The sequence below is a fragment of the Paenibacillus sp. FSL R5-0749 genome (assembly GCF_038595085.1).
In the GTDB taxonomy this organism is placed as follows: domain Bacteria; phylum Bacillota; class Bacilli; order Paenibacillales; family Paenibacillaceae; genus Paenibacillus.
In genome coordinates, this window is sequence record NZ_CP152005.1 from 2,850,625 (window position 1) to 2,864,374 (window position 13,750).

Below are 13,750 nucleotides of genomic sequence, written 5' to 3' on the forward strand. Positions count from 1 at the left end.
CTAGAATATAGCATAGAAAGGTTAATGGAGGTTTTTCCCATGATTGATAAAATAATGGCTTCACCGCATCGTGCTCTAATCACGCTACTGTCTGCATGGATACTTGCTATCATTCACCAGTATTTATTCTATGGTAATGATTTGGGCGTATCGTATCCGATCTTTGTCATTCTCTTATACGTGTTTATGTATCTGTTTGCACGGGACCGTATAAGGTCCTTCAAGTTGATTGATGCATTTGTGGCGGGTGTTGTGCTGTTGTTATCGCTAACGTTTTTCTTATACGACAACGAACTGCTGCGTGTACTTAATTTCCTGGTTGTACCGGGCTTAATTATCTTACATATGACGTATCTAATGGGTAGAAAACAGAAGCAGTGGTGGGAGATCGGGTTGATTGGTACGGCGATTGACCATTTACTGCCTCAAGCCATACGTCATTGGGGGACTGTTGGGGCCCTTGCTGTGAGAGCAGGGGGGCGTGGCATAGGCAAATCACAGAAAACAGTTGTTTTTAAAGTGCTCATCGGTCTTGTGGCATCTTTGCCTATTCTTATTGTTGTGATCACGTTATTGTCATCCGCTGACGGGGTCTTCGATCAATATTTATCCGGTTTCCCGGAGTGGTTAAATCAACTGACCCTTACACCAGGACTGCCAAGAATCATCTGGATGTTCATCGGAGGTATATTGTTATTCGGTTATGTATGGGGATTTGTCCAGCCGATGCAATATGAGGCAGAGAAGAGAGAGAATGCACATTGGAAAAGTGGAGCAGCAACCACGCTTGATAAGCGTGATCACACTTATATATACTCTCCTGTGGATCCACTCCCTAAGGGTCAGGTTACGAATAAAATTACACCCGAGCCCGAACGCACTCCGGTTCTTCGAGGACCATTCAGATTGGACCCCATCATTGTGGGCACCATGCTGATCGTCATCAACTGTGTGTACGTTATGTTCGTACTTGTGCAGTTTTCGTATCTGTTTGGTGCCGGAGAGGGACATCTTCCGGTAGATCTGTCATACGCTGAGTATACGAGAAGTGGATTCGCAGAGTTGATTCTCGTTACGGGTATTAATTTCTTTATTCTTATTGTTGCATTGCAATTCACACGTCCGAGTGGAAAAGTAGGCATGATCGTGCATCAGGCACTTCTCCTGATTCTGGTCAGCTGTTCAGCAATTATGTTATATTCCGCGTTTATGCGCCTAAATCTGTATGAACAGGCATATGGATATACGTACATCCGGTTCCTGGTACACGCATTTATGATCTTTCTCGCACTTCTGTTGCTGATTGCCGGCCTTCGTATACGTTATACGTCGATTCCGTTGATCCGTTGGTATATTGTGCTCGCACTGACTGCATATGTTGCCGTCAATTATGTGGGCATGGATCGCAGGATTGCCGAATTGAACATAGAACGTTACCGTCAAACTGGCAATATTGATGCATCCTACCTGGCAGGTCTATCGGCAGATGCGACTCCGTTACTTCGAGAGTTTGCTCTGAAGGAGTACCCGGATCTCAAGAGAGAAATGCTGGAACGTCAAGCCTATCTGGAGAGGGATACATCCAATCGTTCCTGGCCTTCCTATAACGTTGCAATACACAGAGCTGAGCTAGAAATGTCCAAATTGAGAACGGAATAGTTGAATACTGGCTATTTTCACGAACGGATTTATGCAAAAACAATATGTAAGTGTTATAATATAAAAACTAACCTATAAAGGGGGTGAATCCCTTGTTTGAACTGCACGAGTTATTACCATATTTATTCTCGATTGGACTCATCTTCACCGTCAGTTATGCCTATATTGCCCATCTTCATTGTGGCATGACGGAGTACTGGGTGGAAGGTGGCGTCGGTGGTGGACTTGAACCTGTACTTCCCGCCCTGTGTTTGGACAGACAGCACAGACAGGAAGACTGGAGCCGCATGATTAGACGAAGAGAAGCGCCCGATGAAGATGAACCAGATTGTCATTCCTCGTTGAACGATTGGTCAACAAATCAACGAGGAGGATATATATGGAACATAAGACGAACAAGGGATTCACGTTTACATCGGGCAAGGGACGGATCTATGGCCTGATTGCTATTTTGTTTGCAGTCATGCTGCTTGCCGGATGCAGCAACAACGTGTCGGAGATTACCTCATCGACACCGGGATTTTTTAACCATTACATTGTATTTCCACTGTCGTATCTGATTCAGCATATTGCCACCATATTTAATGGAAGCTATGGGGTGGCGATTATTGTGATCACGCTGGTCATTCGTCTAGCACTGTTGCCATTGATGATGCGTCAAGCGAAGTCCCAGCAGGGAACACGAGTCATCATGAACGCCATGAAACCCGAGATGGATGCCCTCAAGAAAAAATATGAAGGCAAAAATGACCCTGCTGATAAGCAAAAGCTGTCTCAGGAAACGATGGAGCTATACAAGAAACATAAGTTCAATCCGCTGAATATTGGTTGCTTGCCGATGCTCATTCAGTTGCCTATACTTTCAGGTATTTACACGGCTATCCGACTTACACCGGAGTTGTCCTCACATTCGTTCCTGTGGTTCAAACTGGGTGCACCGGATTACGTGCTCGCTGTGGTGGTCGCGGTCATTTATCTGATTCAAGCGAAGGTATCCCAAGCTAATATGGCGCCTGAACAGCGAAAACAGTTTGCCATTATGGGATATCTCTCCCCATTAATGATGGCATTCTTTTCTCTAACAGCCCCTGCAGCCATGCCGCTCTATTGGACGGTTGGGGGTTCGTTCCTGGTACTACAGACGTTATTATTCCGCAAGATGTACCCGGTAGAACACCCGCAGGAGCCTGTAATTGTGGAAGTGAGTCAGAAAAAGAATAAAAAATCTGGTTCCTCCAAATCTACTCGGAAACCTGCAAAGTCGTAGGGTAACATATGGACGTTAATTACGGCCGCTTTATGAATGTATGTAGTAATGAACGTGTGATATGTAGCAAAAGGTTAAGAAAGAAGCCGATCCTTCAGGTTCGGCTTCTTTTTTTGCTGTATTCAAGAAACGAAGTAGATTAAATGTACTTACATTCTATTGAGCAGCTATTCATCTGTTCCGTCACGTCATATCGCCGGTTCATCCGACAGCTGGAAACGGGAAACGAAATACCAGATGAGCTCTCGACGTGAGGATACCTTGGTTTTGGCGAAAATCGATTTCAAATGATCCTGAACGGTGTAGACAGAAATATGCATCGCTGCAGCAATCTCTTTGGACGAATAGCTGCGAAGCACATAACCCAGCAGTTCCCGTTCTCGACTGGATAATCCATGGCTCTCGGCGAGCAAGGGCAGCAAATCTTGTGGCATCGCCTGCTCCAAACGAATAGCGATCTGATCTGGTCCTGTAATCTGTTGCATAAGACTGGCATGAAGTATGAGGTAACGGCCATCCGGAAGCTGGATACAGACTTTGGAGGGCGATTTGGGAGTGAGTTGAGTATCGTCAGCCTGTTCTACCCGATTCTTGCGCTGCAAGTGCGAACTCACTGCACGTACCGGGCGGGGCAGAACATCCGGCCCTATATGTTCCAGCATACGCAATTGGGACAGCCAATACTCTGCCGGGGCGTTCAGGGATAAGAGCTGGAACGTATCCGAGGTGATCATAATCCCGGGTTCCTCAGGACTTCCACTCGTGATTTCCTCCACAAGGGTCAGACTTGTGGACCGCAGCATCGATGCAATCGAAGCAGTCCAGGTCTGAATCAGCAACCGTTCTTCTTCTGTAAAAAAAGAATTCTCAGTCTTGCGATACAGCGTCAGATATCCCCAACAAGCGTCTCCACTGACGAATACGGTGCGCAGTTCATCACCGAACCCCGCTGGCTGAAGAATGTTGATATAACGTGGGCTTTGTTCAGGCTGCGCGTTCATGGCCGTATGAAGTGTAGCTGTATGTTCACCGCTGCGAATTAACTCAGCGTACTTATGTATATCTTCTTCCATGTATTCATTCATGAATAACCGATCATGAATGGCTTCAATGCCTTCTTCTGTCACGGCTCCAGTGGAGAGAAGAGTCAAAGGATCAACGGTGGTGAAACAGTATGCGTCGTACGGTACAACCGATTGGATCTGTTTGAGAACAGCTTCCCGGTAGGTACGTGAGGTCCAGGTTCCTTTTTCAAGAGAAGTGATAAGTCTGTGGCTCCGGTCAATAGGTGATGTCAACAAGGTTTCTCCTCTCTCTATGTGAATATCCCAATGTTCTGGGATTGTAGGCTCAGCGTATCCTTCTATAATGAAATTAGACGAACAACGAGTCAAGTCTAACTTCAATTCAAGAGGAGCGCGGTGCCCATGAATCACAATCCATCACCGATGAGCTGGGAAACAGCAGATGTTCATCGTTACGAACAATCGATAGCCTTGAAAATTCCGGGTTATTCTCATATGCATGATCTAATGGAACGGCTGCTTGCAGCATATCTTGCGGATAAAAACGAAATTCATATACTTGTTGCTGGAGCTGGAGGGGGAAAAGAATTAGCTCTGATGGGTTCACTCCATTCCAACTGGATGTTCACGGGAGTAGATCCTTCGCTGCCGATGCTGCAACTTGCTGAGAAACGAGTCGCGGAAGCGGGTATTGGCTCCAGAGTGACGCTGCAACCTGTCACGGTTGAAGCATTGCCGGAGGCTGTTTTATATGATGGGGCGACAAGCATGCTCATGTTGCATTTTCTTCAAGGGATGGAGGCCAAACGAGCATTCCTGACAAGTCTGGCAGCGAGACTTAAACCGGGTGCACCACTGATCATTGCGGCTGTAAATGCCGATCTTCGTTCTCCGGCACATTCAATCATGATGCAAGCTTGGCAGGATCACATGCTGAGTGTGGGTGTACTTCCTGAAGAGTGGGAGCGCTTTGCTGCTTCCTTGGGCCGTGAATCCGATCCAATATGCTCTGAAGAGATGACTCAGCTACTGACCGAATGCGGTTTCTCACATATTACACGTTACTTCGGGGCGTTCTGGGTGGAGGGATATTATGCAATTCGAAACTAATGTGAAGCTTGTGAAAGATCAGATCTGGGTCGTTGGCGGTTATGGTCAAGTAGGGCAGATGATATGTACTCAACTGGGACGTTTGTTCCCGGGGAAAGTATGGGCTGCGGGTACACGCATGAACCGTGCGGAAGAATTCAGCAGGTCTACAGGTGGTGCGGTACTGCCGCTACAACTGGATGTGACCAAACCTGTGGAGCCGTCCATGTTACGGTCTGTGAAGCTGGTCATCATGTGTGTCGATCAGAGTGATACCCGGTTTGTTGAATCCTGTGCACAAGCCGGAACCGATTATATTGATATTTCTGCAAAGTATGAATTTCTCGCTCAGGTTGAACAGCTGCACACCACAATGCAACATTCCAAATCGACCGCAATACTCAGCGTTGGACTATCACCGGGAGTAACAAACTTGCTTGTACGCGAAGCGACCATGCATATGGATCAGGTGGAGGAAGCAGACATTACCGTGATGCTGGGACTTGGAGAGAAACACGGAAAAGCAGCCGTGGAGTGGACGGTTGATCAGATGAATGCCACCTACCAGGTGATGCAAAAGGGCAAGCCTACGGAGGTGCAAAGTTTCGGAGATGGCAAAAGGATCGATTTTGGAGCGGAATTGGGTAACCGGAAGGCGTATCGATTTAACTTTTCGGACCAACACGTGGTTGCTCGGACCTTACGTATTCCAACCGTATCGACCAGACTATGCCTGGATTCCCGCTGGATCACAACATCCATGGCAATCTCCAAACGTATAGGGCTGTTTTCCCTGCTGCGTATCCCGTCTATTCGGAATGGAACAGTGAAGGCCTTTGGTCTTATTCCTGGAGGAGAGCCGATGTATGCGGTCAAGGTCGATGCCATTGGGTGGGAAAATGGGGAACGAATCCGCGTCGAACAATTGCTTGTTGGCGATAAGGAAGCAGATGCAACAGCAGCCGTAGCAGCAGCTGTGGCCGAACATGTATATAAAATAGAGTCAGCTTTGCCGCATGGTGTGTTTCATATCGAACAGGTTCTCTCGTTGCAGGACATTCAGGATGCACTTCATACGCCACTAAAGGTGACGACCAGGATCACCTAGTTTCATATTCTTTTGCTGGCACCCTCCGATCTGCTATGATGTAAGAATAATCATGGCATGAATGGAGGGAGATCATGAACTGCGTTGCTGTATTACCTTATTACAAAGTACAGAGAGAAGTGACTGGTCTCGCCCAAGAGATTGAAGTGAATGCCCGTTCGATGATTCTGTATTCAGATAAAATCGTGACCAAATACCGTGAGTTCAACATCACGGAAGTGTTTGATATGTCATTTCGCCGTATGGGTAATGAAGGTGGATTTTTCTATCTGCACACGAGCACTGGAGTATATCCATATATGGTCGAAATTGATCCCAAACCTTTTATACAAAGTTTCAGAAAGATGACGATTCAAAAATTAAAATGACTTGACCTTGCCGTTACGTGAAGGCTTAACCTCGGATATGGAAGGAACGATAACCAATTCAGAGGAGCTGTGAATGTAATGAGTATACTGATTCAGCAAGCTACGATTCTAACGATGAAAGATGCCGATGCCCCCTTTACGGGGGATATTCGTGTTGAAGGAGATCGCATTACGCAGATTGCTGACCACATTTTGCCTCAACCGCAAGATGAGATTATTGATGGCCGCCATAAGATTGCCATGCCGGGTCTCATTAATGCCCACCAACATACACCAATGAGCCTGCTCCGGGGATTCTCGGATGATCTGAAGCTGATGGACTGGCTCGAACGCAAAATGCTGCCTGCTGAAGCGCGGATGAACCCGGAAGATATCTATTGGGGAGCTAAGTTATCCATCGCCGAGATGATCCGTTCGGGTACCACTGCCTTTGCCGATATGTACATTCATATGAACGAGATTGCCGAAGTGGTCAAGCGAACAGGTATCCGGGCATCGCTGACACGCGGAATGGTATTCATGGAGGACGATGGGGGACGCAGGTTGCAGGAAGCGATTGATCTTGTAGAGCGCTGGTCTGGAGCCGCCGATGGGCGGATTACAACCATGTATGGACCCCACTCTCCTTACACATGTCCCGTAGAGCTACTCCGTGAAGTCATTGCTATGGCTGTCAAGGAGGATATCCCGCTGCATATTCATCTGGCTGAGACGAAAGAGGAAGTCGTGAAGATTCGTGAACGTTATGGCATGACCCCGACGGAGTATTTGGAAGAGGCGGGGATGTTCGAACAGGCACATGTGTTGCTTGCGCATGGTGTGCACCTCAATCGAAGAGATATCAGCAGATTGAAGGGTATGCGTGGTGGTGTAGCACACAATCCGGTCAGCAATCTGAAGCTGGGGTGTGGAATCGCTCCGATTACCGAGATGTTGGCCCAGGGGATTAACGTGGGGATCGGAACCGATGGAGCGGGAAGTGCCACAACCGTGGATATGTTCGAGGAGATCAAAGCGGCGACCTGGCTGCAAAAGCTAGACTATGGCGATCCCACACGCTTGCCAGCCAAGGACGTTCTACGCATGGCTACACGCGGAAGTGCTATTCTGCTTGGTTTACAGGATGAAGTTGGTGTACTTGAGGTGGGGCGCAAGGCGGATCTGATCCTGATCGATCTGGCGAAACCACATCTTCAACCGGTACATGAAGTAGAATCGTTACTGGCTTATAGTGTAAACGGTGCGGATGTGGATACCACGATTGTGAACGGTCAGATCCTCATGCAAGGCAGGAAGTTGTTAACGATTGATGAGGATGAACTCTACCGTGAGGTGAAGGTTAGAGCCAAAAGGATTGTTGAGGGAATTTAATTTTTAGTGAATTTAATCCAAACTGGAAAAATATTTGTGCTCAAAACGCTATGGAGGCTTACTCCATGGCGTTTTTTGTCGAATTACAACTGGGAATAGTTCCATGGTCCTGTTCAGAATTGGTTCAGAATGACTCGTTATACTGAGCGTGTAGTTGTTCAAATTAGAAATGTACACGAGGAGGAACATGAATTGAAGGGGAAACAAAACAAAAAACGGCTTAAGCCAATATTGAAAAAAAGCATGTTGACTGCGCTCGGATTGGGCATTGCATTGCCTATAGGTGGAACGCTTCCACAGGCTAACGCAGGTGCAATTGGTCCGGAGATTAAGATTTCACAACCTGTACTGAGCGAGTACATTCGATGGCTGAGTCGTTCATCGGAAGATTCAAATCAGCATTCTCTCGTGTCGTATACGCCAATCGAGGCACTTGATGAGACAGTTGAAATTGATTTAAACAACCATTTTTCACTCACCACATACGATTCGGTCAAGGCCAGTTCAGACAATCCTAGTGTGGCGTACGTATATGTGAACAATGAAAATAATCTGGTAGTTATTCCCTATAGAGACGGTAAAATCAACATTGAGTTGAAAGCCAATTATACTTTATCTGGAGAAACTGTTACGGATAATTTCGAACTATATATTAGTAAACAAGGCGATGTGAATAATGATGGCCAAGTGAATTCTGCGGATGCAGTAGCACTATTGAAACATCTTCGTAATGAATTTAACCGTCGCTCCTATTCTGCTGTTGAGATGAATCGGATGGATGTTGACCGTGATGGTGAAGTTAATTGGTCAGATGCAAATGCTTTATTATATGGTTATGCCGAGAACAAGCTCGGCAAGAAGGACAACCGTTATGTGCTAACTTTTAAAGAAGTACAGGATGCACCATTTGCATTGAATGCTAAAATAACGGGTGAGATGAAAGTGGGAAGCACGATCACTGGTACATACGATCAGTTGGATGTCGATGAAGATATGTCGAATGAACCTCTGTACCAATGGTATAGAACTTCAGATTCATGGGGAAATGAAAAGCAAATTATCACGGGAGAAACGTCAAAAAATTATAATATTACAGCCGATGACCTAGGGAAATATCTTTTCCTTGAAGTCACACCTCGATCTATTTCGGATGAGCCATTCCTTGGTAGATCCTTAATGTTTTCTGGAAGAGAGGTCGTTACTTCAGCGGAAAATGCTCAAGGAGCAATCCAGAGTTTGTCTCCGTCTAATGGTTCTACAGATGTTAAGGTAAACGAACCGTTGGTTATTCATTTTAATCAACCGATTAAAATGAATACAGAAATGGGCTATAGCATTATCATTAGGAATCTTACGAGCAATAGTATCGAAGCTACCTACTTTACTATGTTCCAAATTGGATTTTTTGTAAACGAAAGTACAGTCACAATTAATAATCCAACCCTACAATATAACTCGAATTACTCTATTGAAATCTCGGAAGGTGCTTTTATGGCGACCTCTGATAATGCTTTGATGCCAGGGACAATAGTGGAACAAAATGGGGAACAATGGACATTCACTACCAAAGAAGGACCACCACCACCACCTTGATCGTTGTCTGTAATATAGAGTAACAAATTTTCTCTATCGTACCATCTATTAAAGAATATAGACACGGAGGTTATCACATGTTTCAACCGAAAAAGAAACGTCCAAGAATCAGAAAAACAATGTCAGGTCTTATCGCACTGACGTTACTCTCATCACTCGTATTACCGAATATAGTGGAGGCTAGACCAACGGAACCATCGCAAGTGAAGTTTGCGGATGTGAGCGTACAGGCTGGTCAGAGCGTCCATGTTCCTGTGACGTTAAAACAACCCGATTACAGTGCAATTACCGCGTATAGCATGCAGATTGATTATGATTCGTCTGCACTGGAGATCGTACGTATCACCCCTAAATATGTCGGGAACAATTTTCCAACTATAGTGGAAAACAATGAAGTAAACTTCCATTATAAGATTGATAATGAAGCTGGCTGGGTGCGGATCATCTGGGCCGATTTCACTGCAGGTCATTATCCAATTCCTGTGGAACAGCAGCTGTTTGATATTGAGGTGAAAGCCAAAAGTAACACGTCTCCAGGAACGAAAAAACTAACGGTAAATCGTGAAGATCCAGAACGCTGGAATTTCACGAACTTAGATTATGAAAATTACACTGAATTGTCCGGTGGAACCATCACAATTACAGCAGCAAACTCGGGCGGTGGTAATTCTACACCTAATCCAGGTTCCTCCTCGGGAGGGAGCGTATCGCCAACTTCACCCGTCGTTACTCCTGTTCCATCCACTCCAGCGGCAACCAAAGGTGTAGACATCTATGTGAACGGACAAAAACAGGAACAATCTGCAACTGCTACTACAGCAACCGTAAACAATCTGGTTACCACCACTGTTCACGTGGATAATGACAAAGTCATCAATCAGATTGGAAGTGGACTAAGAACACTTCTGCTGCCGATTACAGGTACTGGCAAGGATGCGGTCGTTGGTGAACTGAACGGCAAACTGGTTAAAACGATGGAAGGAAGTAATGCCGAAGTTGTCATTCAGACAGACAGTGGTACGTACACCCTCCCGGCAAACCAGATTCAGATTGATCAGGTTCTGAACCAATTCGGAAGCACTGTTCCACTCGAAGATATTACCATTCAAATCGCTATTGCACCTAGTGCTGCATCCAAGCAATCAGCCATTCAGGCCGCAGCGGACAAGATGCAGAATACTACGGTGGTTGCAGCTCCAGTTGATTTTGAAGTAAAAGCCATCTGGAATGGACAACAAGTCAATGTGGATCGTTTCAACTCTTATGTAGAACGCTCCATCACATTGCCTGAGGGAGTAGATGGTTCAAAGATTACGACTGGTGTTGTGCTTCAGCCAGATGGCAGTCTTCTGCATGTGCCGACGAAGGTTATCAAAGGTAACGTGCAAGATTCTGCTATTATTAACAGCTTGACGAACAGTACTTACACCCTGATCTATCACCCGACAACATTCAGCGATATATCAAGTCACTGGAGTCGGGATGACGTACAAGATCTGGCATCCCGTCTGATCGTACAAGGTACTGGTGAGAACGTGTTTGCGCCAGACCGGAGTATTACGCGGGCAGAGTTTACGGCTGTTCTGTTAAGAGGTTTGGGACTGCACGCACCGCGTAGTACAGAAGCGGCATCGTTCACAGATGTGAAAACTGGCAGCTGGTATGAGGATGAGGTTCAGACGGCCGTGTCCTACGGACTGATCTCAGGTTATGCTGACGACAGCTTCCGTCCGAACAGCGAAATTTCTCGTGCTGAAGCGTTGACGATTGTGTCACGTGCGATGAAACTGGTCGGTCTGGCACAGGCCGACGCGTCAGAGACAACAAGTCTGCTTAGCACATATAGTGATAGTGCTAAAGTACAGGCTTGGGCTGCAGAGCCGGTTGCTTCGGCAATTAAACAAGAACTGGTACAAGGTGCTGATGGCAAATTGATGTCAGAAGCTGATATTAGTCGTGCGCAATCGGCGGCGATTGTGAAAAGGTTGCTGGCAAAAGCCGGATTAATCTAAACGATATAAGTTGAACTAAAGATTATTTACACAGACACTACGATGACAGAATAGTAACGAAATAAGACAACCCGAGTCCTTATATCTAAGGATTCGGGTTGTCTTGCACCTACACTTACTTGAAATGATTTATTTCAAGCAAAGCTGTAGGTGTTTTTTACATATCGTTCTTTTGAACCACTCCTACAGGCCAATGGCCCAGTTCATTATCAGTTCATACAGATTTGGTACGATATGAACATCAAATAGATAGATATTGTGCTTGATCAGGAGAGGAAGAGATCCATATGAAAATACTAGAAGTCAAAAATGTGAAGAAGTCATACACCTTATATGGAAAAGAAAGAGTTCCGGTCCTCCACGGTTTGAACCTGAGTTTTGAGACGGGGGAATTTGTCTCTATCCTTGGTGAATCTGGCTGCGGTAAGTCGACACTGATGAATATCATTGGTGGGATGGATTCCGATTATGAAGGGGACGTCGTTGTTCGTGGCAAGAACCTAAGTGCCATGACAGAGAAGGAAATGGACGATTACCGAAAGAATAATATCGGCTTTGTCTTTCAAAATTTCAATCTGATCCCGCATCTGTCTGTCCTCGAAAATGTGATGATTGCGATGCAAATGACGGATACCAATGAAAAAGAGCGAAATCAACGTGCCGTTGATATATTAACAGAGGTTGGACTGAAGGATCATCTGAACAAACGTCCCAACCAGTTATCCGGAGGTCAGAAGCAACGGGTTTCCATTGCACGGGCTTTATCCAACAATCCGGACATTATTCTCGCAGATGAACCGACAGGCGCGCTGGATCGAGAAAACGGAAATCAAATCCTGGCCCTGCTCGACAGCATAGCCCAAAAGGGAATGCTGGTGATCGCCGTAACTCATTCGCAGAAAGTCGCTGACTCCGGTACACGTATTGTGAAGGTAGAGGAGGGGCGCATCAGTGATGATATTCATCTCAAAGATCCTTCTACGACTGTCTACGAAAGTGGTCAAGGTTCTTCCCGGAGCCTGGGCTTGCTTGCTTCCTTCAAGATGGCACTCAAAAATATGAAACTCAACGCCAAGCGTAATGTCCTGGTCGCTTTGGGTGGATCTATAGGTATATTAAGTGTACTCCTGATGCTTTCCTTGGGGAATGGGATAACGACGTATATGAACGACGAAATCAATTCAAGTATGGACCCTTTGCTTGTGGATATAACCAAGCCGAGTGAAGAAGCCAAGGACATGCAAGGTCCCGAAGCCTTGATGGCAACAGGTGAACCGTTCACCGAAGCTGATATCGAGAGGATTCGCAATTTTCCTAATGTGGATCATGTAGAGACAATTACGACCATTACAGGCCAATCAACGATGGTGAATGAAAAACAAAGTGTGGGACTTACGCAGTTAACGACATTAACGGATGCTTTTGATCCCGCACTGATGACAACGGGAGTTCTCCCGGCAGAAAATGAGATCTTGTTACCCCTTGATACGGCGAATAAATTAAGCGGAAATGACCAAGCTGATTCCATGATCGGCAAGTCCGTGCTTCTATATATCAATGAGATGGATAGCAATAATAAACCAGTGACTTTGGAGAAAGAAGTAACCATCTCAGGGATCTACGAAGCGGCAGATCAACGATCTCCAATGCAACAATCCCCGGGATACATCTCATCAGGGACGTTAGAGCAGATGTTCTCGGACAAAGGAATATCAATTGGACCGATTCAGGTTAATGCCTATGCCACCGATATGAAATATGTAAATGATATCAATGAAGCTGCTGTTGACGCTGGCTTCGCAGGCTCCCAGATGGCCAAGGTCATGGAGAATATTACGACTTACGTAAGTATGGCTTCCATTGTACTCGCGGGTATTGCAGGCATTTCGTTGATCGTATCCGGTATTATGATACTGGTTGTACTCTATATTAGTGTCGTGGAACGCACGAAAGAGATCGGAATACTGCGGGCAATTGGAGCGAGAAAGAAGGATATCAAGCGAATATTCTTCTCGGAATCTGCTTTATTAGGCGTATTTAGTGGTATTATTGCGGTAATCTTTGCAGTGATCATAAGTTATGTGTTAAATATACTTCTGGACAATGCGTTTGGAGCAAAACTGATTCATCTCTCGGGATATTACATCTTGTTTGGTCTCGTGGTAAGTACAGCGATTAGTATCGTGGCTGGTTTGATGCCATCATCAAAAGCGGCGAAATTGGACCCGATGGAATCCTTGCGATACGAATAAAACGAA

At 45.7% G+C, this 13,750-nt stretch carries 11 protein-coding genes; 10 read left to right on the plus strand and 1 reads right to left on the minus strand.

Annotated elements, in window-relative coordinates; genetic code table 11:
- The first annotated feature begins 39 nt into the window (after positions 1-39).
- From MKY85_RS12860 to yidC, 3 genes are all read left to right on the plus strand, one after another.
- Positions 40-1,659 (plus strand): DUF4173 domain-containing protein, encoded by a 1,620-nt coding sequence (locus MKY85_RS12860; protein ID WP_342572756.1) that lies wholly within the window; start codon positions 40-42, stop codon positions 1,657-1,659.
- Positions 1,660-1,751: 92 nt separating this feature from the next.
- A complete protein-coding gene (locus MKY85_RS12865; RefSeq protein ID WP_342572757.1) occupies positions 1,752-2,102 on the plus strand; it encodes a hypothetical protein in 351 nt (116 codons plus the stop codon).
- On the plus strand, positions 2,039-2,926 hold the full coding sequence (gene yidC, locus MKY85_RS12870) for a membrane protein insertase YidC (RefSeq protein WP_339260772.1): 888 nt from the start codon (positions 2,039-2,041) through the stop codon (positions 2,924-2,926). The genes MKY85_RS12865 and yidC overlap by 64 nt, the downstream gene beginning before the upstream one ends.
- Before the next feature lie 188 nt (positions 2,927-3,114).
- Here yidC and MKY85_RS12875 read toward each other — a convergent pair whose 3' ends face one another.
- Complete coding sequence (locus MKY85_RS12875; protein ID WP_342572758.1) at positions 3,115-4,224, minus strand: helix-turn-helix transcriptional regulator; 1,110 nt, start codon at positions 4,222-4,224, stop codon at positions 3,115-3,117.
- A gap of 129 nt (positions 4,225-4,353) precedes the next feature.
- Here MKY85_RS12875 and MKY85_RS12880 point away from each other — a divergent pair, with 129 nt between their 5' ends.
- The 7 genes from MKY85_RS12880 to MKY85_RS12910 all read left to right on the plus strand — a co-directional run bounded on the left by MKY85_RS12880 (position 4,354) and on the right by MKY85_RS12910 (position 13,744).
- Positions 4,354-5,061: a class I SAM-dependent methyltransferase gene (locus MKY85_RS12880; protein WP_342572759.1), complete on the plus strand. Its 708-nt coding sequence runs from the start codon at positions 4,354-4,356 to the stop codon at positions 5,059-5,061.
- Positions 5,045-6,148, plus strand: coding sequence for a saccharopine dehydrogenase NADP-binding domain-containing protein (locus MKY85_RS12885; protein WP_342572761.1), 1,104 nt, complete (start codon positions 5,045-5,047; stop codon positions 6,146-6,148). The genes MKY85_RS12880 and MKY85_RS12885 overlap by 17 nt, the downstream gene beginning before the upstream one ends.
- 74 nt (positions 6,149-6,222) lie before the next feature.
- Positions 6,223-6,516 (plus strand): hypothetical protein, encoded by a 294-nt coding sequence (locus MKY85_RS12890; RefSeq protein WP_339242124.1) that lies wholly within the window; start codon positions 6,223-6,225, stop codon positions 6,514-6,516.
- Between the two features lie 78 nt (positions 6,517-6,594).
- Complete coding sequence (locus MKY85_RS12895; RefSeq protein WP_342572762.1) at positions 6,595-7,887, plus strand: amidohydrolase; 1,293 nt, start codon at positions 6,595-6,597, stop codon at positions 7,885-7,887.
- A 192-nt stretch (positions 7,888-8,079) separates the two neighbouring features.
- Positions 8,080-9,480 carry a dockerin type I domain-containing protein gene (locus tag MKY85_RS12900; RefSeq protein ID WP_339260780.1) on the plus strand — a complete coding sequence of 467 codons (1,401 nt, stop codon included), beginning with the start codon at positions 8,080-8,082 and terminating at the stop codon, positions 9,478-9,480.
- Positions 9,481-9,557: 77 nt separating this feature from the next.
- Positions 9,558-11,492, plus strand: a complete 1,935-nt coding sequence (locus MKY85_RS12905; RefSeq protein ID WP_342572764.1) for an S-layer homology domain-containing protein — start codon at positions 9,558-9,560, stop codon at positions 11,490-11,492.
- A gap of 287 nt (positions 11,493-11,779) precedes the next feature.
- Positions 11,780-13,744, plus strand: coding sequence for an ATP-binding cassette domain-containing protein (locus tag MKY85_RS12910; protein ID WP_342572767.1), 1,965 nt, complete (start codon positions 11,780-11,782; stop codon positions 13,742-13,744).
- The last annotated feature ends 6 nt before the right edge of the window (positions 13,745-13,750 follow it).